21 protein-coding genes are annotated in these 21,857 nt (G+C 65.3%); 11 read left to right on the top strand and 10 right to left on the bottom strand.

Annotation, left to right across the window (positions count from 1 at the left end; translation table 11 throughout):
- Positions 1–14: 14 nt before the first annotated feature.
- The 5 genes from VN634_16395 (at position 15) to VN634_16375 (ending at position 6,863) form a co-directional block, all read left to right on the top strand.
- Positions 15–1,640: a hypothetical protein gene (locus VN634_16395; GenBank protein ID HXC52464.1), complete on the top strand. Its 1,626-nt coding sequence runs from the start codon at positions 15–17 to the stop codon at positions 1,638–1,640.
- A 26-nt stretch (positions 1,641–1,666) separates the two neighbouring features.
- Positions 1,667–2,419, top strand: a complete 753-nt coding sequence (locus VN634_16390; protein ID HXC52463.1) for a methyltransferase domain-containing protein — start codon at positions 1,667–1,669, stop codon at positions 2,417–2,419.
- Positions 2,420–2,497: 78 nt separating this feature from the next.
- Entirely contained in the window at positions 2,498–4,444 is a 1,947-nt protein-coding gene (gene asnB, locus VN634_16385; GenBank protein ID HXC52462.1) for an asparagine synthase (glutamine-hydrolyzing), read from the top strand.
- Positions 4,441–5,343: a glycosyltransferase family 2 protein gene (locus tag VN634_16380; protein HXC52461.1), complete on the top strand. Its 903-nt coding sequence runs from the start codon at positions 4,441–4,443 to the stop codon at positions 5,341–5,343. Before asnB ends, VN634_16380 begins: the two co-directional genes overlap by 4 nt.
- Complete coding sequence (locus tag VN634_16375) at positions 5,340–6,863, top strand: hypothetical protein (GenBank protein ID HXC52460.1); 1,524 nt, start codon at positions 5,340–5,342, stop codon at positions 6,861–6,863. The genes VN634_16380 and VN634_16375 overlap by 4 nt, the downstream gene beginning before the upstream one ends.
- A gap of 212 nt (positions 6,864–7,075) precedes the next feature.
- Here the strand turns inward: VN634_16375 and VN634_16370 are convergent, their stop codons facing one another.
- The 6 genes from VN634_16370 to VN634_16345 all read right to left on the bottom strand — a co-directional run bounded on the left by VN634_16370 (position 7,076) and on the right by VN634_16345 (position 10,874).
- Positions 7,076–7,576, bottom strand: coding sequence for a hypothetical protein (locus VN634_16370; GenBank protein HXC52459.1), 501 nt, complete (start codon positions 7,574–7,576; stop codon positions 7,076–7,078).
- 284 nt (positions 7,577–7,860) lie between these two features.
- Positions 7,861–8,142, bottom strand: coding sequence for a zinc ribbon domain-containing protein (locus tag VN634_16365; protein ID HXC52458.1), 282 nt, complete (start codon positions 8,140–8,142; stop codon positions 7,861–7,863).
- Between the two features lie 52 nt (positions 8,143–8,194).
- Positions 8,195–8,515 (bottom strand): DUF167 domain-containing protein, encoded by a 321-nt coding sequence (locus VN634_16360; protein HXC52457.1) that lies wholly within the window; start codon positions 8,513–8,515, stop codon positions 8,195–8,197.
- Positions 8,512–9,339, bottom strand: coding sequence for a pyrroline-5-carboxylate reductase (proC, locus tag VN634_16355; GenBank protein ID HXC52456.1), 828 nt, complete (start codon positions 9,337–9,339; stop codon positions 8,512–8,514). Before proC ends, VN634_16360 begins: the two co-directional genes overlap by 4 nt.
- Positions 9,340–9,417: 78 nt before the next feature.
- Positions 9,418–10,179 (bottom strand): YggS family pyridoxal phosphate-dependent enzyme, encoded by a 762-nt coding sequence (locus VN634_16350; GenBank protein HXC52455.1) that lies wholly within the window; start codon positions 10,177–10,179, stop codon positions 9,418–9,420.
- Positions 10,176–10,874 carry a Maf family protein gene (locus tag VN634_16345; GenBank protein ID HXC52454.1) on the bottom strand — a complete coding sequence of 233 codons (699 nt, stop codon included), beginning with the start codon at positions 10,872–10,874 and terminating at the stop codon, positions 10,176–10,178. The genes VN634_16350 and VN634_16345 overlap by 4 nt, the downstream gene beginning before the upstream one ends.
- Positions 10,875–10,921: 47 nt before the next feature.
- On the opposite strand from VN634_16345, the gene VN634_16340 reads away from it, so the two are divergent.
- A complete protein-coding gene (locus VN634_16340) occupies positions 10,922–13,081 on the top strand; it encodes a transglycosylase SLT domain-containing protein (GenBank protein ID HXC52453.1) in 2,160 nt (719 codons plus the stop codon).
- Positions 13,082–13,145: 64 nt separating this feature from the next.
- Here VN634_16340 and VN634_16335 read toward each other — a convergent pair whose 3' ends face one another.
- The 3 genes from VN634_16335 to VN634_16325 are packed head-to-tail and all read right to left on the bottom strand — an operon-like array spanning position 13,146 to position 16,764.
- A complete protein-coding gene (locus tag VN634_16335) occupies positions 13,146–14,561 on the bottom strand; it encodes a Mur ligase domain-containing protein (protein ID HXC52452.1) in 1,416 nt (471 codons plus the stop codon).
- Between the two features lie 20 nt (positions 14,562–14,581).
- Positions 14,582–15,811 (bottom strand): serine hydrolase domain-containing protein, encoded by a 1,230-nt coding sequence (locus VN634_16330; protein ID HXC52451.1) that lies wholly within the window; start codon positions 15,809–15,811, stop codon positions 14,582–14,584.
- Positions 15,808–16,764 (bottom strand): LD-carboxypeptidase, encoded by a 957-nt coding sequence (locus VN634_16325; protein ID HXC52450.1) that lies wholly within the window; start codon positions 16,762–16,764, stop codon positions 15,808–15,810. Before VN634_16325 ends, VN634_16330 begins: the two co-directional genes overlap by 4 nt.
- Positions 16,765–16,940: 176 nt before the next feature.
- Here VN634_16325 and VN634_16320 point away from each other — a divergent pair, with 176 nt between their 5' ends.
- The 4 genes from VN634_16320 (at position 16,941) to groL (ending at position 19,739) form a co-directional block, all read left to right on the top strand.
- A complete protein-coding gene (locus VN634_16320) occupies positions 16,941–17,228 on the top strand; it encodes a DUF507 family protein (protein ID HXC52449.1) in 288 nt (95 codons plus the stop codon).
- Positions 17,225–17,497: a DUF507 family protein gene (locus VN634_16315; protein HXC52448.1), complete on the top strand. Its 273-nt coding sequence runs from the start codon at positions 17,225–17,227 to the stop codon at positions 17,495–17,497. The genes VN634_16320 and VN634_16315 overlap by 4 nt, the downstream gene beginning before the upstream one ends.
- Positions 17,498–17,746: 249 nt before the next feature.
- Positions 17,747–18,034: a co-chaperone GroES gene (gene groES, locus VN634_16310; GenBank protein HXC52447.1), complete on the top strand. Its 288-nt coding sequence runs from the start codon at positions 17,747–17,749 to the stop codon at positions 18,032–18,034.
- Positions 18,035–18,089: 55 nt separating this feature from the next.
- Entirely contained in the window at positions 18,090–19,739 is a 1,650-nt protein-coding gene (gene groL / locus VN634_16305; protein ID HXC52446.1) for a chaperonin GroEL, read from the top strand.
- A 188-nt stretch (positions 19,740–19,927) separates the two neighbouring features.
- On the opposite strand, the gene VN634_16300 is transcribed toward groL, so the two are convergent.
- Complete coding sequence (locus tag VN634_16300; GenBank protein HXC52445.1) at positions 19,928–20,584, bottom strand: hypothetical protein; 657 nt, start codon at positions 20,582–20,584, stop codon at positions 19,928–19,930.
- A gap of 439 nt (positions 20,585–21,023) precedes the next feature.
- Between VN634_16300 and VN634_16295 the strand changes: the two genes are divergently transcribed.
- Positions 21,024–21,857, top strand: a complete 834-nt coding sequence (locus VN634_16295; GenBank protein HXC52444.1) for a thioesterase family protein — start codon at positions 21,024–21,026, stop codon at positions 21,855–21,857.

The following is a 21,857-nucleotide window of genomic DNA, read 5'->3' as shown; positions in this document are numbered from 1 at the left end:
GAGCGACGGCCCCGATGACTGAGAACAATCTGCAGCGGGTCCGCGTGTTCGTGCGTGCGCACGCCGACGTGCTGTTCGCGGCGGCAGTCTTCGTGCTGTCGATCGGGATCGTTCATTTCGTCCCGCAGTCGCCGTTTGTCGCGTACGCCGGCGAGAAATGGCTCGATCCCTATCCTTCCGGTGTCATCGCGACATGGTATGCGGCAGCGCTGGCGTTCTCGCTCGCGGTAGCGGCGCTCGCGCCCCATCGTCCGCCGAGGCCATTCTCCACGACCCACCGTGCGATCGTCTTCGCGTTCCTGCTCTATGCTGCGACCTGCGGCCTGCCCGCTTACGGCGGAACCGATGCGCAGATCCTTGCGCGCCTCGAGTACCTCCAGGCGGCCCGATGGATCGCACTTGCGTGCGGCCTCGGCGCGTTCCTCAGGCCTGCACTCGCTCTGCCGCTGATTCTCTACGTGCTCTGGTTCCGGCTGGAGTCGGATTCTCTCTACGGTCTCGGGTCCGACAACATCGATATCGGCGCCATCGTCTACTACGGGCTGCTGCTGACGGTGAGCTGGATGCTGCTGGCGATTGCCGCGCGCGCGCTCCCCGGCGTGCGGCGGCAGATGGAAAGCGGCGACGCATACGGCCCGCGAGCGCTGCTGTACGTGCTCGTGCTGTGCACGGCCAGCTATGCGGCCAATTACGTCAATTCCGGATTGGGCAAGCTCGCGCTTCCAGGCCCGCCGGGAACATGGCTGCTGGAAAACCACACCGACGCGCTGATCCCGGTCTCGCACGCCATCGGAACGCTCCCGATTGCCGGGCTTGGATGGCTGGCCGTGCTCATCTACCGGCTGAACGTGCACTTCGTGCAGGTCATCAATGCGATGACGCTGCTGGTCGAGATGGCGCCGCTGATTGCGATCGCGCGACCGCGATGGCTCGCGATCGCGTTCGCCGCGATCGTGCCGTTTCACCTCGGGATCTTTCTGCTGAGCGGGATTTTTTTCTGGAAATGGGCGCTCGTCGACGCAGTGCTGGCGCTGGTGTTCTGGAGACTTCGCACGGTTCGCCTGCCGCTCGTCGTCGCACTTCTTTCCATCGCGATCGTGCTGCTGTCGCCGCGCTGGCTGCCGACCGCTCGGCTCGCGTGGTACGACTCGACCACGCTCAACAATTCGTACTTCGTCGCCGAAACCGAAGACGGCACGAAGGCCAGGGTTCCGTCCAACTATTTTCTCTCGGCGTCACTGCCGATGGCGCAGATGCGTTTCTCGTCCGGGTTCCCGACAGGCGTGTTCGGCTCGACGACGTCTTACGCCGATCTCCGCAAGGCCAATGCATGCGAAATGAAGCTCGTGACCCGGCCTGCCCCAATGGCGGCAAAGACCTGGACCGGCCTCGAGCGCTTCATCCGCGAGCACCATGCCTGGATCGTCTCGCGTGCCGACGCGGACGGCCGCTACGCGTACGATCTGTATCCGCATCACGTGTGGTCGAACCCCGTGCTCTACGAGGACTTCTCCGCGATGGACAAGCGAAAGATTGCCCGTTACGTGTTTGTCACGGACTATGTGTGCGTCGGATACGACGACAACGGGCTCGTGCGCCGCGTTCTCGGCAGCGATTCGCGCCCGATTTCGGTTCGCTGACGCTGCTTCCTGACCCGGCCGCCGCCATGCAGAAGACCAACGAACGCGAGCAGAGCGCGCACTACGACCGCATCCAGGATGCATACGAAGCGCACTACGACGATGAGTCGAGCCAGCGCTACCGCCGCCGCTTCCTGTACGAACCGCTTTTTTCGGGCATCGATCTCGCCGGCAAGCGTGTGCTCGAAGCGATGTCCGGCAGCGGCCAGGTGACCGGCTTTCTTCGCGAGCGGGGCGCGGAAGTCACCGCGCTCGACATCTCTTCGAGAGCGGTCGCGTCGTTCCGCGAGCGCTGGCCGGAGTGCACCGCAGTCGAAGGATCGATCCTCGAAACCGGCATGCCGTCCGCATCGTTCGACTGCGTGGTGGTGCTCGGCGGACTCCACCACGTGCACCCTCACGTCGACCGCGCGGTCAGCGAGATTGCGCGCATCCTCAAGCCCGGAGGCTATTTCTGCTTCGGTGAGCCGCACGCGGGCTCGCTTCCGGACATCGTGCGGCGAGCCTGGTACCGGCGCGATTCGCTGTTCGCCGAAGGCGAAGCCGCAATCGACGTGGCCGCGCTCGAGCGCGCGCATGCGTCCGAGTTCGAGCCCTTGTGGAAGCGTTTCATGGGAAACGCGGCTTACATCCTCGTGCTCAACTCGATGGTGCTTCGTCTGCCGCTGGCAGCCAAGCGCTTCTACGCTCCCGTGCTGTCGGGCATCGAAGCGGCCGTCCAACCTCTTCAGGGCAAAGCGCTTTCGTGCTTCGCGCTGTGCCGCTGGCGGCGGCGCTGATCCGGCATTCCCGTCAGCAGCACGACACCGAGAGGGCGGCTTTGCCGTGCGGCGCAATGCAACGTATAGGCGCGACGCTTGTGCGGCATCTTCGGAATGGTTCCCGGCCACCGGTCCGGCTTCGAGGAGACTCGGGTTCGCGCTGCGCTCGCTCTGCTTTCATCGCGCGGTCCGGATGACGAAGGCTGGCTCGCCGACGACGGCGCGTATTTCGGCCATCGCCGTCTTTCGGTCATCGACGTGTCGTGCGGCGGCCACCAGCCGATGTCGAACGAAGACGGCTCGGTCTGGCTGACTTACAACGGCGAGATCTATCGATTCGAGAAGCTCCGCAGCGAGCTCGAGAGCCTCGGGCACCGCTTCCGCTCGACGTCGGACAGCGAAGTGCTTCTGCGCGGCTACGAGCAGTGGGGGAAAGGCGTCCTCGCGCGCATCGACGGCATGTTCGCACTCGCGATTCGCGATGCACGCTCGAACACGCTTCTGCTCGCTCGCGATCGGCTCGGGAAAAAGCCGCTATTCTGGGCACGCAGCGGGAACGTACTCGCATTCTCGTCGCTGCTCCGGCCTCTCGTCGAAGTCGGCATCACCCGGCCGGAGATCGATCCGATCGCACTGCGCCAGTATCTGCACCTGAACTACGTCATCGGTCCGCGAACGATCTTTGCCGGCGCACAGCTGCTTCCGGCCGGCACGTGGCTCGAGTACTGCGACGGCGAAATCCGGTCGCAGCAATACTGGGATCTGAAGACGGCTTCCCCTGCGCGAGACATCGCCGATCCGCAGCAGCATTTCGAGACGCTGCTGACCGACGCCGTTCGTGCGCGGCTCGTGAGCGACGTTCCGCTCGGCATTTTCCTGAGCGGCGGCGTCGATTCGGCACTGATCGCGGCGCTCGCACAGCACGAATCGGAAGCGAGGCGCCGGACCTTCAGCGTCGGCTTTCGCGAAGCCTCGTACGACGAGCGCGCGAAAGCGCGCAAGGTTGCCGCGAGGCTCGGCACCGATCATCACGAGATCGAATGCAGCGCCGACGACGTCCCCGGGCTGCTTCCGCGCATCGTCGCAAGCGCCGACCATCTTCTCGCCGACCAGTCGATGATCCCGCTGACCAAGCTTGCCGGCTACGCGAAGCAGTCGGTGACGGTCGTTCTCACCGGTGACGGCGGCGACGAGCTGCTGGCGGGCTATCCGACCTACCGCGCGCTCGAGCTCGCCGCGCCGTACGTTTCCTATGTCCCCGGCGCGGTCCGCTCGATGCTCGCATCGGCCAGCACGCTGCTTCCGGCGCAGGCCGGAAAAATGGCTTCGGTAACGCTGCTGCAGCGCTTCCTTCACGCCACCACGTCGGATCTGGCCCGTGCACACGCCGGATGGCGCACGATCTGGACGGAGGACGAAATTGCGTCCATCGCACCGGCTGCCTGCGCCGGATCTCAGTCCTTTGGCTCGAAGGCCACGCCGTCCGAGCCGTGGAGTGACTATGCGATGCAGCTCGCGCCGCACGGCGACTGGAACGTGCTGCAGCGTGCAGTCTATGCCGACATCCGCGTGTGGCTTGTCGATTCGATTCTCGGCAAAGTGGACCGCGCAACGATGAGCTACGGTCTCGAAGCCCGTTCTCCTTTCCTCGATTCGAAGCTCGTCGAGTATTCGTTCGCGACGCTGCTGCGCGATCCCGCCCGTTTCGCGGGAAAACAGCCGATCCGCCGCATGGCGAGCCGTTTTCTCGGCGACGAGCTCGCGCAGACCGCAAAAGCGCCGTTCCAGACGCCGTTTGCGGACTGGTTCGCCGGTCCGCTTCGCGGGTTCGTCAAGGAATCGCTTCGGACGCTCGAGTCGAATCTGCCCGGCGTGTTCGACATCGCCAGGCTCGAGGCGCTCGAGTCCGAGCACGCGGATCGCCGCCGCAATCACGATTACAAACTCTGGGGCCTGGTGACGCTGGCCGAGTGGACAAAACAGTTCGCCGGTCTTCGCCTTGCGGCGACGCCGTATTCCGAACGCGCGAGCGCCCTGTCATGACCAACGGCAATCCGGAGGCCGAGCTTTCGCCCATCTCGCCCATCGACGGCCTGTCGCTGATCATCCCGGCTTACAACGAAGAAGGCGGAATCGAGAGCGTGCTCGACGACGCCAAGGCCGTACTGCGCGAGATCGGCATTCCGCACGAGATCATCGTGGTCGACGACAGCAGCCGCGATGCGACCGGCCGCGTGGCCGAAGCCAGCGGCGTGCGCGTGCTCCGCAACATCCAGAACGGAGGCTACGGCTACTCGCTGATGCGCGGCGTGACGGCCGCGAAATACGCAACGGTCGCGATCATCGACGCGGACGGATCCTATCCGGTCGAAGAGTTCACGCGTCTGTTCGACGAGTACCGACGCGGCTTCGCAATGGTCGTCGGCAACCGCGAAGGCGCGCAGTACGACGGCACCACGCAGATGAAGATCCTTCGCTGGGCGTTCCGGTCGCTGACGCAGTTCATCGTCGGAAGGTCGGTGCCCGACGTGAACTCCGGCATGCGGATCTTCGACCGGGCGATCGTGATGCCGCTGTTTCCGCACATGAGCTACGGCTTCTCGTTCACGACGTCGATCACGCTGCTGTTCATGATGCGGGCGCTGCCGGTCAGCTACGTGCCGGTCGCGTATCGAAAGCGCCACGGCGAATCGAAGGTGCGCTACTTTCGCGATTCGCTGCGCGCGCTCCAGATCCTGACGTCGATCACGGCGCGCCTGAACCCGATCAAGCTTTTCCTGCTCGCCGCAGGCATCAATGCCGTGGTGATGCTGCCGCTCGTGCTTCTGCTTTCGTTGTGGGGCGGCGGCCGCCTCATGCTCGTGCTCGTCCTCGAGACCAGCGCGATCCTGGTCGCCCTCGGCTTCGTCGTCGAAGCGCTCGTCGAAAAGCGCCCGCGGTGACTTCGCCGCCGGCCGGATCGCGTTCGAAGCTCGCGCGTGCGGCGCTTCTCGTCGCGCTCGCCGTGCTGATCGGCGCGTTCGGTGCAACGCGGATCGCGATGTACCGGACGATCCCGCCGATCCTCGACGCAGACTCGTACAAGTATCTCGCCGGTGCCGATTCGCTGTCGGCGGGAAGCGGATGGCCGCCGGTGTTTCTCAAGCTCCACAATGGCGGCGGTGCGCTCCATGCGGTGCCCGGATACGCGTGGTTCATGCTCGCGATCTGGAAGCTGGCCGGTGTGCCCGTGCTTTCGGGCGTCGTGCTCGCGCAGTCGCTGCTGTCGCTGGTCGCGCTTGGCGCAACGATCGACCTCGTGCGCCGGTGGCATGGCCTGGCCGCTGCGGTGATGGCGGCCGCGCTGCTGGTATCCTCACCAGCGCTGGCATGGATCGATCAGCTGCTGATGCCGGAGGCAGTGGGCGCTGCCGTGCTGGCGATCGCGATCTGGCTTGCGGCGGTCATGCCAACGACGACGATCGGAGGTCGCACGCTCGCTGCCGCGATCGGTTGCGGCGTGCTGATGTCGGCCGCCGTGCTCCTGCGTACGAGTGCGCAGGTCTTCGTGCCGTTCCCGCTGCTCCTTGCGGTGCTTCGCATCGCCAGGGCGCGCGGAAGCCTGCGCAGCATTGCCGGCTGGACACTCGTGTATGCGGCAGCATTCGCCGTGCCGCTTCTGCCGTGGATCGCGCACAATCATGCCGTTCACGGGCGCTGGGTGCTGTCGGCGAGCACGGGCCGCAATCTTTATTTCAGCGGCGTGTGGAGCAATACCATCGATCGCCAGGCCGAGATGGACAAGTTTCACCCGGGCAAGGACACCGACGTCGAAAGCTCCTACGATCTGCTCGACCTGCGCATGCAGAGCTTCATCGACAGCGGCATGGACATCGCTGACGCGGACGCTGCGATGCAGAGGCTCGCGCTCGCGGGTTACCGGTCGGCGGGCCTCGAGCGGTACCTCGCCGGCCGCGCAGCGATTCTTGCGGGATTGTTCGAGGAGGAGTCGTTCGGCCGCCAGAACATGACGCTCTACGGCCATCTCGACTGGTACCTGACCGACGGCTTCGGCAGGGACGTGATGCGAAACTATCTCGAGAGCCGCTGGAAGTATCATCTCTCGCCGGCGCTCGACCAGACTCTCCGGGAAGGCCACGCATCGCATCCCGGCCCGCACGTGTGGATTCACTGGTGGGTTCGCCGCCTGCTGTTCGATGACGCGCCGCTGGCGATCGCATTCCTCGCGGCGACTCTCGTGCTGCTGCTCGCTCCTCGCCGGAACGCACCGCCGCTCGTCGCATGGGTCCTGCCGACGTTCGCGTATCTTTTTGTGTATACGATCTTCGGTGCGCCGCTCTACCGCTACCAGGCAACGATCCACGCGCCGATGCTGACGGTGATTGCGGTGGCGGCGGGCGAGTTCGTGAGCGGGCTGCGACGGCGCGCCGCAAGCGGCGCTGTGCCTGTACTCGTGGACTAGCCGCCGCGGTTCTCGAGGCGGGTTGCGGGTACTTCGGACAAAAAAAGAGGGCGTGAGGGTTGCCCCTCACGCCCCTCTGCCCGGGAGGAGGGTCACGAGCCGCTGACCAGGCGACTCGATCAGGCAGAGACCAACGCGGCTTGCGCCCCGTCAGTGCTTTCCGGCGAGCATCGCGTGAGTGGCTCGCCGTCGTCCGTTGAGATTGCGGCGGCTCAGGCCGCCGCGCTCTCGTCTTCCTTCAGGCTCTCGATCAGATCGTCGATCTTGCGCTCGAGCGCGCCCATGCGTCGCTTGATGCCGTCGACGTCGGCGCGAAGCGGAACTCCGATCGCCTTGAGCACGCGCTCGAGCTGCCTGCGTGCTTCCTTCTCGACGGTCTCGAGCGCTTTCTGGCTGCTGTCGACGGCGTCCTTGCGCAGTGCCTTGACGGTCTTGTCGACCGTGCCGCGAAGATCGAACACGCTGTCTTCGACGTCGGCGCGGACGGTTTCGACGGTCTTGGTGACGCGCTTCGAAACGGTGCCGGCGATGTCGTTTACGTTTTCGAGGATGTCGTTGATCTGGCGGCGGCTGGAAGTGGGAATGTAGCGTGCGGCTTCGCGGCTTACGCGATCGACGGTGCGCTCGAGATCCTTGCGCAGCCTGCCGACTCGTTTTTCGAGCTGGCCGAACGTCGGAATGGTCGATGTTTTCTTCTTCGCTCTGGTAGCCATGTGGTCCTCCTGTTTCTGCCTGTCCACGCTCGGTTCGGAGCGGACGGCCGGTTCCAATGTTCGGCCTCTCATTCCGGGCCGCGATCACTTTCTAACACGATGCGTCAGGGAGTCAACGCAGTGCGGCAAATTTTATGTGAACCGCGGCCAGCGGATCGCGGCCCGACAGTGGTGGGTTGGAGCGAGAGGAATCGGCTGACGCCGCCGAACGCGCGGACGAGGCGTTCAAGCCATTGAAAACGAAGGACTAAAGCTGACGGGAATTGTGAGGGCCGGCGCTGCGATCAGTCCGAGCTCGGAGCCGAGCCGCCCTTGCTGCCGCTCGTCGATGCCGTCGTGCTCGAGCTCTCGGTCGTCGTGCTGCTGCTGGGGGTCGAACTGGAAGGCGACTTCTTCTGATAGCCGTCCGAGTACCAGCCGCCGCCCTTCAACTGGAACGAGGGCGCGCTGATAAGCTTGCTGACCTTGGACTTGCAGGTCGGGCAGCGCTTGAGCACCGGATCGCTGACCGACTGGCGGACCTCGAACTCACCGCATTTCGGACAGCCGTATTCGTAGATTGGCATCCCCGGACCTCTCTCGTCGCGGCAGGGAAGCTAGGCAGCAACCCCCGGCTTGTCAACGAAACGCAGCAGCGATGGTTTCCAGCCGTCGCGCAGCCGCGACCGGGTCCGCGGTTTCGAGCCGCACGGTTTTCGATTTCGACGTCGCGCCGGCGACGAGCGATGCGCTGCGCCTCGGAAGACCGGCGCTGTCGGCGAGCAGCTCGAGCACGGCTTCGTTGGCTGCGCCTTCGACCGGAGGTGACGATACCTGGAGCTTCACGCGATCGCCGATGACGGCGGCGATGCGGTTTCGCGACGAGCGCGGGACGACGCGAACGCGAACCTCGATCGCCCCGTCGAGCACGCGAAGCCAGCTCGAAGCCGGACCGGTCACGCCCTCGACAGCTCGACCGAACGCTTCGATGCGGCGTCGACCGCTTCCTTGACCGTCTCGACGAACTTCTTGTCATCGAGGCGGGCGAGCCCGGCGAGCGTCGTTCCGCCAGGGCTCGAGACCGCTTTTCTCAAGTCGGCGGGCTCGGTGCCGGTTTCGATCATCATCGCGGCCGCACCGGCAATGGTCTGGTACGTCAGCGCGCGCGCAAGCTCGCCGGTCATGCCGCCTTTCTCGGCAGCTGCAATGAGGGCTTCGGCAAAGCGATACACGTATGCGGGGCCGGAGCCGCTCAGCGCGGTGACCAGGTGCATGAGCTTTTCGTCGCCGACGAGGTGCGCGTCGCCGACCGCCGCGAAAAGCTTCTTTACGAGCTTTACGTCGGCTGCGGTGGCGCGCGATCCGGCGCAGATGACCGACGCGCCCTTGCCGACGAGGCACGGAGTATTCGGCATCACGCGCACGACCCGACTCGCGTCCCCGAGGCCTTTTTCGAGCCGCGCGAGCATCACGCCGGCAGCAATCGAAACGTAAAGCTCGCCGCGCGTAACCGACGGGCGCAGCGCATCCATCACAGCCTGCAGCACCTGCGGCTTGATGGCGAGCACGACGGTGCGCGACCGGCGCACAACGTCGGCGTTGTCGGTCACCGCCGCAACGCCGTACTTCTTCGTGATGAGACGCCTTCTGGCCGCATCGGGCTCCGCGATGATCATCGACGTCGCAGCTCGCCCGCTCGCGAGCAGGCCCTTGATCATCGCCTCGGCCATGTTGCCGCCGCCGATGAAGCCGACGTCGATCGATTTGGATGTTTTCGTTGCCATGCGTCTCCTGTCGCGATGCGGCCGGCGCCTGTCCCGATCTGCCGAGCGGATGCCCGGGCCCGGCCCGAGGTCACCTGTTCAGTGCTGCGGCCGTTCTCCGAAGATCGCCGTGCCGATGCGAACGATCGTGGCGCCTTCGGCGATCGCATCCTCGAAGTCGCCCGTCATGCCCATCGAAAGCTCGCCGAGCGGTGCACGCTCGATTCCGTATGTTGCAAGGTCTTCGGCGAGCTCGCGAAGACGCGCGAACTGCGGCCGCGCCGGAAGATCCGGGTCGGCGACGCCCATGAGTCCGACAAAACGTATTCCGGCATAGGCCGAGGACTGCTCGAGAAAACTGAGCGCGCCGTCCGCTTCGATCCCGCCGCGCGATGCTCGGCCGCCGGCTGCACGGCTTCCGAGCCGGATCTGCAGCAGCAGATCGACCGTGCGGTCCTCGCGGACCGCCGAACGCGACAGCGCCGCGACGGTATTCAGCGAATCGATGCCATGCAGCAGCGCGAAGCTGTGCACGGCGATCGCCGCCTTGTTCGACTGCAGCCGCCCGATGAAATGCCAGCGCGCATCCGGCATCCAGCGCTCGAGATACGCAATTTTGCCGACCGCCTCCTGCACGTAGTTCTCGCCGAAATCGCGCTGCCCGAGCACGTACGCGTTGCGAATTGCATCCACGTCGAGCTTCTTGGTCACCGCGACGATCCGCACGGCGGCCGCGTCGCGGCCTGCCGCGCGCGCCGCCTGGTCGACGCGCTGCCGGACCGATTCGAGGCCGCTGCGGATCCGGTCGGGATGCGGCTCGTCGATCACACCTTCGCAGAAGATCTCCGGCGGACCGCTCATGACGACACGCTGATCGCGCCGGGCGGCGAGATTCCGCAACGGGCGAGAGCGCGTACGACAGGAGTCATCGGCAGGCCGATCACGTTGTCGAGCGGCCCGACGATTGCGCCGATGAACCGGCGCCCATCTCCTTGCGCAGCGTAGCTTCCGGCTTTGTCCATCGGCTCTCCCGATGCTGCGTAGGCCTCGGCTTCGCGGCGCGAGATCTCGCGCATGCGAACGACCGATCGGCACGCGCCGCACTCCGGCGCGCCGAGACTGCCGTTTACCGGCAGCACGGCCCACGCCGTCCACACGAAGTGGTTGCGGCCCGACAGCGACAGCAGCATCTCGACCGCATCGCGGACGTCGACGGGTTTGCCAAGAATGCGCTCGCCGACGACGACGGTCGTATCCGCCGCAAGGATGACTTCGGATGAGCATGACAGCTGATGGTCGGCTTCGCTGGCCAGTTTACGCTCGGCTGCGCTGGCCAGTTTACGCTCGGCTTTGCTCGCGAGTCGCCGCGCGGCAACGGCCTCGGCCTTCTCGATGGCGAGCCGGGTCGTGGCGGCGACCGGTGATTCGCCCGGGAGGATCGTCTCGTCCATATCGGGCACGTCGATCTCAAACGTGAAGCCTGCTCCGGTCAGAAGCTCGCGGCGGCGCGGTGAGCCCGATGCGAGAATCAATTGCATGCTGCGCGCGGCGGGCACCGCTGCATTCTTTCGGCCGCTCGGGTAAAGTCAACGAACCCATGACGATGAACCATGCGCGAATCGTGCGAAATCCTTTCCTGACCTGCTTCGCAGCGGTGCTGCTGTCGACTGCGATCGTCTGCGCGCCCGGCGTCGCGTATGCAGCCACCAGCGACGGCGCGAAGGCCCGGAGCGGTGCCGGAGCAGTCGCGCCGGTGCCGGACGCTGCGGGCGACGAAGCTCTCGAAGATCTTCATCCGGCCAATACCGAGCTCGGCCGCGCAATCGCCGGAATGCGCAAGGATCCGCGCAAAGCTGCCGCGGACTTCGGCAAGCTTCACGAGAAGATGCCGTGGCTCGACGATGTGACCGACTTTTACGCGGCCACTGCGCGCAGCCGCTTCGATCGCCCCGCCGCAAGAAAGGATTTCGAGGAATTCCTGACGAAGTATCCGGATTCGGTGCTGCGCGGGGACGCTGCAGCCGAGCTCGCGCGACTCGTTGCCGAAGACGCCGATGTCGAACGCGCCGTTTCGCTTGCCGAGCGCTACGGTCGCAGCGGTCCCGATACCGGAGATGCGGCCAGTGTCTGCCTTTCGGCAGGCCGCGTGCTGGCCGCAAAGGATCCGGACAATGCGGCCGTCTATCTCCAGTGCGCGCGCTCCAAGTCGCCGCTCTCCGCCTCGGCACGCAGCGCTTACGAGCTTCTGACGACCCTTCGTCGTGATCATCCCGAGCTGCGGCCTTCGGGTGCAGACGGGCTGATGGCCGAAGCGCGGCTTCTCGGGCGCGAGGGGCGCTCCGAGGAACAGGCCGCGCTCCTTCGCGAGCTGCTCGACGATTTTCCCGGAAGCCCGGTCGAAGGCGAAGCCGAGCTGGCGTACGGCCGCAATCTCGGACGCTCCGAGAGCAAGGCGGCGGGCGCGGCGTTCTTCGAGAAGCGCGCCGCCCCGGCCATCGGCGCGCACAAGGCCAAGCTTCTGTACGAGGCCGCAACGCTTCGCTGGAACAACGACCAGAACGCCGAAGCCACCGAGCTGTTCGAGAAGATGCTCGGCATGAAGACCGGCATCGGCGACGAGCAGCAGGCGCTCTACGCGCTCGCGCGCATCAACGACGTCGAAGATCACCATGCCGAAGCGATCGCGTATTACGGGCGAGCGGCAGCCCTGGCGAAGGGCGCGACTCGCGCGGAAAGCCAGTGGCGCCAGGGCTGGGTTTCCTATCGCGCCAAAGATTACAGCGAAGCCGCGAAGACTTTCGCAGCGATGGCAGCCGGAGCGCCGCGCGGCTCGGACACCGAGGGCCGCGCCGACGCGCTTTACTGGCAGGGACGCTCGCTCGAGCATCTCGGTCGCAACGACGAGGCGCGCGAGTGCTACCGGCAGGTGCTGAGCGAGTTTCCGCTTGGATACTACGCCGCTGCATCCGAGGCGCAGCTCGGACGCAAAAATCCCGCTCCGACCGAGATCAAGCCGCCGGTGGTTCCGGAGTCCTTGCCGGCCGATGCCGTGCTTGCGATCCGCCGCGCGACGTCGCTGCGCGAGTCGGGCCTGGTCACGCTCGCCGCGCGTGACCTTTCGATGCGGCTGGCGCGCTTCGACACGGCGACTCGGCGCGCGGTGCTGCCTGCGCTGCCGTCTTCGGGCGCGTATGATGCGGCGTTCCGCATCGCGATCGAGATGAACGATGCGGGCGAGCTGTCACGCGAAGAGGCCAGGCCGTACTTCTATCCTCGTGCGCACGCCGACATCGTCGAGCGCGAGTCGGCAAAGGCCGGCATCGATCCGATGCTCGTCTACTCGCTGATGCGCCAGGAATCGGCGTTCTCGGCAACCGCAGTCTCTTCCGCCAAGGCGCTCGGGCTCATGCAGCTTCTCGAAAAAACCGCGAAGCGCGTGGCGTCGTCGTCGGGGCTTCCGCAGCCGGATGCCGACGATCTGTTCGATCCCGCCGTGAACATACGGATTGCCGTGCGCTACCTTGCCGAGCTGTCGAAGGAGTTCGGCGGCAACACGGCGCTGATCGCGGCCGCATACAACGCCGGCGAAACCGCCGCCGAACGCTGGCGGGACCTCACGAAGATCTGGCAGGAAGACGAGATGATCGAGCAGATCAGCTACCGCGAGACGCGCCTGTACGTGAAGAGCATCCTGCGCAACATGCGCAACTACCGCAGCATCTATGGTAGCTCGCCCGAGGCGCCGGTCGCGAAGGCGAGCTGAAAAAGGGACAGGTACATTTACGCGCCGCGTAAATGTACCTGTCCCCTTTTTTATTTCTCTTTGTTTACGCGGGGGCGAGGAGTTTTCTGGGGAGGCCGCCGAAGGCGCCGTTCGACATGCAGAGGACGACGTCGCCTTCGCGCAGCTCGCCGCGAAGCCTCGCGAGGATTTCGTCGGGGCCGGCTTCGGTCCACGACGGAATGCCGCGCGCGCCGAGGTCGCGGATCAGCACGTCGGTCGACAGCATCTCTTCCGGCTTCAGCGGATCGTTGTCCTTGCGGAATACGGCCGACAGCGCGACGGCGTCCGCGCCGGCGAGCGCATCGGCATAGGCTCTCTGGAAGATCGCGCGCCGGCTCGTATTCGAGCGCGGCTCGAACACCGCCCACAGCCGCCGCCCGGGAAAACGCCCGCGAATCGCCGCAATCGTAAGCCCCACCGCGGTCGGATGATGCGCGAAATCGTCGACGACGGTGATGCCGCCGTTCTCGCCGACGATTTCCTGGCGTCGCGCGGCGCCCTTGTACGTTGCGAGTCCTTCGGCGACTGCGCCGAGCTCGATGCCGAGCTCGCGGCAGAGCGCATAGACCGCCGTCGCGTTGAGCGCGTTCATCGCGCCGACCAGCGAAAGGCGAAGTCGCGCATCGCGGCGTCCCTTCCAGTAAAGGTCGAAGCGGCTGCCGTCCGGCCCGACTTCGATGGCGCGCGGCTCCCATCCATCGGGCGAATGCATGCCGTACGGCACGAAGCGGTAGCGCCCGGCGCGCTCGATCGCAGCGAGCAGATGCGGATAGTCGACGCAGCCGACCAGCGGCGCATTGGAAGGAAGGATGCCGGCGAGCTTTCGGAACGACGACTTCACGTGCTCGACGTCGGTGTAGATGTCGGCGTGGTCGAACTCGACGCTCGTAAGAATGACGGCCGACGGCTTGTAGTGGAGGAACTTGGGGCCCTTGTCGAAGTAGGCCGTATCGTACTCGTCGCCTTCGACGACGAAGTATTCTCCGCTTCCGGCTGACGCGAGCTTTCCGAGATCGCGCACGAGCCCGCCGACGAGATAGCCGGGATCGGCGCCGGCGGTTGCGAGGCAGTGCGCGAGCATGCCCGTCGTCGTGGTTTTTCCGTGCGTGCCGGCAACCACCAGCGAGCGTGCGCCGCGTCCGAGGAAAAACCGTCCGAGCGCCGCCGGAAACGACGTCTTCTCGATACCGAGCGCCTCGACCGCCTGCGCCTCGACGTTGCTGCGCGTGACCGCGTTGCCGATCACGACGAGGTCCGGACGCGGTTCGAGATTTTTCGCATCGAAGCCGAGCGTGACCGGAATGCCCGCCTGGCGCAGCATGTCGCCCATCGGCGGATACGCGGCGATGTCCGAGCCCGTGACCTCGTAGCCGGCGTCGCGCAGCATCACGGCCATCGGCGCCATGCCGACTCCGCAGATCGCGACGAAATGAATGTGACGCGGCTTGTTCTCGGTCATCGAATCGGTCCCTTGCCTTTTCAGTCTCTTGCGCGGTCGAGCGCCGCAAAGACTGCATCGTGCACGCGCGGCCTGAGCGCACGGATCGCGTCTGCGTTTGTACCGTACGCGATGCGATTGGTCAGCAGCACGACGTGCACACTCCGGCTCGGGTCGATCCACAGCGAGGTGCCGGTGTAACCGAGATGTCCGACTGCGCCCGGACCGATGCGCGAGCCCGCCGAGCTGACGCCTGGAGTCGGCGTGTCCCATCCGAGCGCCCAGGACGACGAGGGCGACGGCGCGGCGCCGGCCGCCGGCTCGGCCCGATCCCATGCATGGCTCACGACGCGCCGGTCGAGCACGCGGCCTCTTCCAGCCGCGGCTTCCGTCCATTCGCCGGCGAGCCGGTGAATCGTGCGCGCGGTTGCGAACAGCCCGGCGTGCGTTGCGACGCCGCCCATCGCGTACGCGTTCTGGTCCTGCACGCGGCCGCGGATTTGGGTCCTGCGCCAGTCGCACGCTCCGGTTGCCGCACAGCGCAGCGTGAATGCGTCGTCCGGCTCGTCGGCAAGATCGACGAACCTCGCTTCTGCGGCGTCGAGCGGCCCGAAGATCTGTTCGGCGGCCAGCGCGTCGATGCGTAGGCCGGCGATTTTTTCGACCATCGCGCCGAGGACGAGGAAGCCGATGTCGCTGTAGACGCTGCTCGAGCGCGGATCGCGCTCGAGCGGCTCGGCGAGAGCGAGCGCGAACATGCGGTCGCGGCGGCGCGCCGCTTCTTCGCGCGACGCCGGAAGCTCCGGCGGGAACGATTCGAAATAGCGGCGGTGGGCCGGAAGGCCCGAATCGTGGTGCAGGAGATTGCGCACGGTAACCGCCAGGCGCCGCTCGTCGTTGCCGCCTTCGGCGTGCGACGCAAAGTCCGGCAGCACGTCAGTCACGCGCGTGTCGAACGACAGCCTGCCGCGCGCGATCAGCTGGAATGCGAGCGCCGCCGTCACGAGCGGCTTGGTCAGCGACGCGACGTCGAAGATCGTATCCGTCGTGCACGGCGGATCGCCGGCGCCGGGGCCGGTCGCTCCGGTTGCGTGCTCGAACAGCACCGCATCGCCGCGTCCGACCAGGAGCGATGCCGCCGGGCTCACGTGATCGGGGCCGACGGCGTCGTCGAGAATCCGTACGACCTCGTCCCAGGCCGAATGAGTTGTCGAGCCGGCAGCCTTCGGCGAGACGCCCGCCGGCCGGCCGGCCCGGCTGTTCGCCATCATCGGACCGACATCGAAGCGCTGAGGTCCGGGCGCCCGGGCGAAGCGGCAAAGACCGGCTCCAGAAGCTCGACGCGGCCCGCATCCGCATCCACGCGCACCTCGCAGCCGATCGGCACGACCGCAGCGCCCGAATGATGGCCGCCGTCGAACCCGGACACGACGGGAATGCCGCGCGCGCCGAAAATCTCCACGACGATCTCATGGATCTGATCCGCCGGCTCGCAGTCGTGAAACGCGCCGAGCACGACCGCAGCCATTTCGTCGAGCTTGCCGGCATGCGCGAGGTGCGTGAGCATGCGATCGATCCGATACGACGGCTCGGCGATGTCTTCGAGGAAGAGCACCGCGCCGCGCGTGTCGATCTCGTACGGCGTACCGAGCGTCGTCACGAGCACGGACAGGCAGCCTCCGGCAAGGCGTCCTGTCGCCTGACCACGAACGAGCGGCGTGAGGCCGTCTCCGGCCCACCAGCCCTCTTCGTCAAACAGGAAGCGGCGAAAGCGCTCGAGCTGCGCAGGCGAAAGCCGCGGCAGATCGCTCGCGGCCATCGGGCCGTGGAAACAGACGAGGCCCGCTTCCGACGACAGCCGCGACAGCAGCAGCGTGACGTCGCTGTAGCCGACGAACAGCTTCGGATGCGCGCGCGCAACGGCGGCATCGAAGCGGCCGAACAGGCGCGCCGATCCGAAGCCGCCGCGGACTCCGATCAGCGCCGCGACGTCGTCGCGCGCGAACGCGTCGGCAAGGTGCGCTGCGCGCTCGTCGTCGGATGCGGCAAGATACCGGAGCGTGGCCGACGGGGTGGGCGCATCCACGACGAGCCCCCACGACTGGAGCACCTCGATGCCCCGGTCGAGCGCTTTCTCGTCGTAGCGCGACGACGGCGCGATCAGCGCAACGCGGTCGCCCGACTGAAGTGCACGCGAACGAACCAGCGGAGAAAATTGTCGCATCGACGTTTCCGGCCGCGTGAGAACGCAGGCGAGTGCTCGTTGTACCGAAACTGGCGCCGCCCGTCATCACTCGAGTCGGGAAATCGGGGACAGACACCGATTTGCGCAAATCGGTGTCTGTCCCCGATTTTCATTCGAGCCCGCGCGCAAGGTTGCTCCGGCGGCGGTCTCCAACCATGTTCGCGTGCGTGAGCCTGTCCCGCGACGACATCCAGCGCCTGGCGATCTCGATCGCCACGGACCTTTGCCGGGAAGACCCTCCGGCCGTCAAAGGCGAGATGAACAAGGTCGCAGCAGCCGTCGCCAATGCGATCGCGACCAATTTCGCGCAGGAGGCCGCCATCCGGCGCGAGGCCGAGGAGGCCCTGCAGAAACTTGGCCGTCAGGACCCGACGATCGATCCGGCCAAGCTCTTTCAGGGGCTCTGCGAGCGGATTGCCAAGCAAAAAGGCTTTGTCCTGTGAGCGTCCGGCTCAAAGAAGAGCGCGTCGAGTCGCTGTCGCTGGCCATCGCGAAGGCGCTTGCCGACTCCGGGGTCCAGATCGTCGACCGGGGCTCGGCTGTGAGGCGGATCGCTGCCCGGATCGGGGCGAGTCTCGGCGGGGACTCGGGAGCACTCGACCGTGCCGTCCGTTCGCGGATTGCGTCCCTTCAAAGGACGGTGCCCGAGGGCGGACGGGAGTGGGAAGTCCTCTACCGCAAGTACACCGAAGAGCTTTCGCGGCGGCGCTGAACCGCCCGCTCGCCGGCCCCGCGGCGGCCTCGGTCGTTCGCGTTTCCGGCAAAAACAGGCTCTGAGAAAGAGATTGGGTTCAAAGCAAGCGTTTTTCCACGGCGCTGCCTTGACACCCCGATGAGCGGCCCTACAGACACGCCCATCTTCCGCGCTCGAGTTTCGAGCGCGGGCAATCCAAAACTCGACCGGTTTCCTGTCGGATAAACAGACAGGGAGCGGTCCTTTTTTCGAGGAGGCTACGACGAAATGAACATTCGGCCACTATACGACCGCATCCTGGTGCGGCGCGTGAAAGAAGAAGAGAAGACCGCCGGCGGGCTCTACATTCCGGATACCGCCAAGGAGAAGCCGCAGGAAGGCAAGGTTGTCGCCACCGGCGAAGGCCGCCGCGGCGACGACGGCAAGCTCCAGAAGCTGACCGTCAAGAAGGGTGACCGCATCCTCTTCGGCAAGTATTCGGGCAGCGAGGTTACGATCGACGGCACCGAGTGCCTGATCATGCGTGAGGACGACGTCCTCGGCATCCTCGAGTAGTTCCGGCCGCTTCGGCCAATTCCCGCATTTCCCAATCCAGAGAGGATTCTAACCCATGCCCAAGATTGTAAATTTCGGTCAAGACACCCGTGACAAACTGCTCCGCGGCGTCAACATTCTCGCCGACGCCGTAACCGTTACCCTGGGCCCACGCGGCCGTAACGTCTGCCTCGAAAAGTCCTGGGGCGCGCCGACCGTCACCAAGGACGGCGTCTCGGTCGCCAAGGAAATCGAGCTCGAAGACAAGTTCGAGAACATGGGCGCGCAGATGGTCAAGGAAGTCGCTTCGAAGACTTCCGACGTTGCCGGCGACGGCACCACCACTGCAACCGTTCTCGCCCGTGCGATCTTCAGCGAAGGCGCGAAGATGGTTGCCGCCGGCCACGATCCGATGTCGCTCAAGCGCGGCATCGACAAGGCCGTCGAAGCCGTCAACGCCGAGCTCCGCAAGCTCTCCAAGCCCACCAAGACCCAGGAAGAGATCGCGCAGGTCGGGACGATCTCCGCGAACTCGGACCGCACCATCGGCGACATCATCGCCGAGGCCATGAACAAGGTCGGCAAGGAAGGCGTGATCACCGTCGAGGAGAACAAGGCTCTCGAGACGACGCTCGACGTCGTCGAGGGAATGCAGTTCGACCGCGGCTACCTCTCGCCGTACTTCGTCACCGACCCCGAGCGCATGACGGCTCGTGTCGACGACGCGCTGATCCTCATCAACGAGAAGAAGATCTCGAACATGAAGGAGATGCTGCCGGTGCTCGAGGCGATCGCCAAGGCGGGCAAGCCGCTGCTGATCATCGCCGAGGACATCGAAGGCGAGGCTCTTGCGACGCTCGTCGTCAACAAGATCCGCGGCACGCTGAACGTGGTTGCCGTCAAGGCGCCGGGCTTCGGTGATCGCCGTAAGGAAATGCTGAAGGACATCGCCGTCCTGACCGGCGGCAAGGTCATCAGCGAAGAGCTCGGCCTCAAGCTCGAGAACGTCACGATGAACGATCTCGGCAAGGCCAAGCGCATCACCGTCGACAAGGACAACACCACGCTCGTCGACGGCGCCGGCAAGAAGGCCGACATCGAAGGCCGCATCGGCACCATCCGCAAGCAGATCGAAGACACCACCAGCGACTACGACCGCGAGAAGCTCCAGGAGCGCCTCGCCAAGCTCGTCGGCGGCGTGGCGGTGATCAAGGTCGGTGCAGCCACCGAAGTCGAGATGAAAGAGAAGAAGGCCCGCGTCGAAGACGCGCTGCACGCCACGCGCGCAGCCGTCGAGGAAGGCATCGTGCCGGGCGGCGGCGTCGCTCTCGTTCGCTGCCAGTCGGTGCTCGAAGGCCTCAAGGGTTCGACCGACGAGGAGAACATCGGCATCCGCATCCTGTCGCGCGCGATCGAAGAGCCGACGCGCTGGATCGCACGCAACGCCGGCGCAGAGCCGTCGATCGTGATCGACCGCATCCGCAGCGGAAAAGGTGCGTACGGCTACAACGCCGCATCGGGCGTGTACGAAGACCTGATCAAGGCCGGCATCGTCGACCCGACCAAGGTCGTTCGCACCGCGCTGCAGAACGCTTCGTCGGTTGCCGGGCTCATGCTCACGACCGAAGCAGCGGTCACCGAGAAGCCGAAGCAGGAAACTGGCGGCGGACACGGTGGCGGCGGCGGCGGAATGGGCGGCATGGGTGGAATGGAAGGGATGATGTAGAGCCGACCTCTACCTGGTCTGGAATGAGAGAGGCCCGCGCACCGAGAGGTGCGCGGGCCTTTTTTGGTCCTTGTTTCCAATTGATCACGCCAACCCCAGTCTTTCGCAGTGCAGGGCCTGGTGGAGTTTGGAACGCCAGACTCAGCTTCGTTTTGTTTCTTCAGACTATGTTAACTCGTAGCTGACCTTCACGGGACGCCCCAGGACATCCTGAGATACATTCGCAGAAAGGCCATTTCCGTCGCATCGAGTGCGCGGTTAAAGACGATGATTTCGCAGATATCTCCGTCAAAGAAATTCTGGGCTTTTTCGTAGTCCCCTGGGGTATCCGCCACAACTTTTCCTCCGCCGATACAGGACATGCCGATCGCTTGCGTGAAGGGAAACTCCGGTTGGCTGACGACGTCGTCTACATAGAGTCTCGCTCCGAGTCCGTCGCGAGTCGCAGCGACGATGTGAAACCCAGAAGCCAGAGTTGCTGATGCGGAGTCGAGATTGTGCCATCCGGCCAATTCGTCGTGATGCTTGTAGCGAAAAACATAGGAGGCGCCTCCGGTGCTCGCGGCGAGTCCGAGTTGGGCCCACGCCCCGAAACTCTGATCGCCGAGGATGGTCGCCGGCGGTGTTTCGGGTGACTCCTTCGGAGTCGCTGGCGGTGTGGGCGGATCATCGACTGCAACCGGAGGCAGGCTTGTCGGCCTGACCAGTGCAACGACTGTATTGGCTGACTCGCCGCCGCGAAGTCCTCTTTCTTTTTGTTCATCTGTCTTGCCGCACCCGAGCCAGGTCGAGCGTAACGCATCGAAATGAATGTGCGGTCCGCCAGCGTTTCGGAGAGTACGCAACTCCGGTCGCCGTGCCGGATCCGCCTGGAGAAAGACCGGAACGGAACGAGGACTCGCCTGCGAGAGGTCTTGCCAGGACTGAACGTTACCGGATAGATCCGTTTCAACTCCCATGTCCGCGCGAAGCCAGAGCAAGACGAGAGGGAGGGACGCATCCTCAGCGGTACGGCCAGCAACAAGATTCGGAAAAAACGGAATGATGCTCAGTGTGATACCTCAGCGCCGACCTTATCCCAACAGGGAATACTGTTCGGATAGCGCGGACTTGACGCTACATGCATGGTCGCAGCCACACGAGCAGAGCTTGCGACACAGAGAAAGAAACATGCTCGTGGTGTGAATGTAATTACTCAACCGTTCATCCCCCGCGCGTATCTTGCGCGGTCAGCCGATTGCCCCGCGCCTTGCACTTTCGTTTCTCCCGTTCGACTTGCATTCTATGGACTCGAGCCTTTTTACTCGCGACCCCGCCCACCCGAATCTCTTCCATCCCACCGAGCTCACGCGCGGCCCATGGACACCCGTCGCCCAGCACGGCGGCCCGCCATCCGCGCTGCTCGCGATGGCGCTCGAAGCGTACGACGATGCGAAGGCCCCGCGTCACCCCGACGGCAGCGACGATGCGATGTTCATCGCACGTCTCAACGTCGAGCTGCTGAAGCCGGTCCCGCTCACACCTCTCGTCGTCTCGGTGACGACCGAGAGACCTGGCCGCAAGGTACAGATTCTTTCGGCGTCGCTCTCATCCGACGGCAAGGAGGTCGCGCGCGCGACGGCGCTTCGCATCCGGCGGACACACGTCGCGCTTCCGGAAGGATGTTTCCCCGCGCTCCAGCCGCCGCCTCGGCCATCGACCGGCTACGACACGTCGACGCCTTGGCGTCACGGCGACCTCCTCGCATTTCACTCGCACGCCGTCGATCATCGCTTCATCGAAGGCGGGTTCGACCGGCCGGGACCCGCGATCGACTGGATCCGCCTTCGCGTGCCTCTTGTCGCCGGCGAAGCGACGCCGCCGGTAAGCCGCGTGGCGGCAGCTGCGGATTTCGGAAACGGTGTCAGCTGGACGCTCTCGCGCGTCGACGGCTACGTATTCATCAATCCGGATCTCACGCTCTATCTGCACGCGTATCCGGCCGGTGAGTGGGTGTGCCTCGACGCCGTGACGTATCCGCAACCGCACGGCGTCGGCCTTGCCGAGAGCCGGCTCTGGGGAGAACAGGGCGTGCTCGGCCGTTCGCTTCAGAGCCTTCTCATCGAACACGAACCGTGA

Source organism: Candidatus Limnocylindrales bacterium (assembly GCA_035571835.1).
Lineage (GTDB): Bacteria > Desulfobacterota > Binatia > UBA1149 > CAITLU01 > DATNBU01.
This window is presented reverse-complemented; position numbering and strand designations above follow the sequence as displayed.

Excerpts from the sequence above, each read along its gene's own strand:
- VN634_16395 (HXC52464.1), top strand. The coding sequence starts at position 15 with ATGACTGAGAACAATCTGCAGCGGGTCCGCGTGTTCGTGCGTGCGCAC.
- VN634_16390 (HXC52463.1), top strand. The coding sequence starts at position 1,667 with ATGCAGAAGACCAACGAACGCGAGCAGAGCGCGCACTACGACCGCATC.
- VN634_16380 (HXC52461.1), top strand. The coding sequence starts at position 4,441 with ATGACCAACGGCAATCCGGAGGCCGAGCTTTCGCCCATCTCGCCCATC.
- VN634_16370 (HXC52459.1), bottom strand. The coding sequence starts at position 7,576 with ATGGCTACCAGAGCGAAGAAGAAAACATCGACCATTCCGACGTTCGGC.
- VN634_16365 (HXC52458.1), bottom strand. The coding sequence starts at position 8,142 with ATGCCAATCTACGAATACGGCTGTCCGAAATGCGGTGAGTTCGAGGTC.
- proC (HXC52456.1), bottom strand. The coding sequence starts at position 9,339 with ATGGCAACGAAAACATCCAAATCGATCGACGTCGGCTTCATCGGCGGC.
- VN634_16350 (HXC52455.1), bottom strand. The coding sequence starts at position 10,179 with ATGAGCGGTCCGCCGGAGATCTTCTGCGAAGGTGTGATCGACGAGCCG.
- VN634_16340 (HXC52453.1), top strand. The coding sequence starts at position 10,922 with ATGAACCATGCGCGAATCGTGCGAAATCCTTTCCTGACCTGCTTCGCA.
- VN634_16335 (HXC52452.1), bottom strand. The coding sequence starts at position 14,561 with ATGACCGAGAACAAGCCGCGTCACATTCATTTCGTCGCGATCTGCGGA.
- VN634_16330 (HXC52451.1), bottom strand. The coding sequence starts at position 15,811 with ATGATGGCGAACAGCCGGGCCGGCCGGCCGGCGGGCGTCTCGCCGAAG.
- VN634_16325 (HXC52450.1), bottom strand. The coding sequence starts at position 16,764 with ATGCGACAATTTTCTCCGCTGGTTCGTTCGCGTGCACTTCAGTCGGGC.
- VN634_16320 (HXC52449.1), top strand. The coding sequence starts at position 16,941 with ATGTTCGCGTGCGTGAGCCTGTCCCGCGACGACATCCAGCGCCTGGCG.
- groES (HXC52447.1), top strand. The coding sequence starts at position 17,747 with ATGAACATTCGGCCACTATACGACCGCATCCTGGTGCGGCGCGTGAAA.
- groL (HXC52446.1), top strand. The coding sequence starts at position 18,090 with ATGCCCAAGATTGTAAATTTCGGTCAAGACACCCGTGACAAACTGCTC.
- VN634_16295 (HXC52444.1), top strand. The coding sequence starts at position 21,024 with ATGGACTCGAGCCTTTTTACTCGCGACCCCGCCCACCCGAATCTCTTC.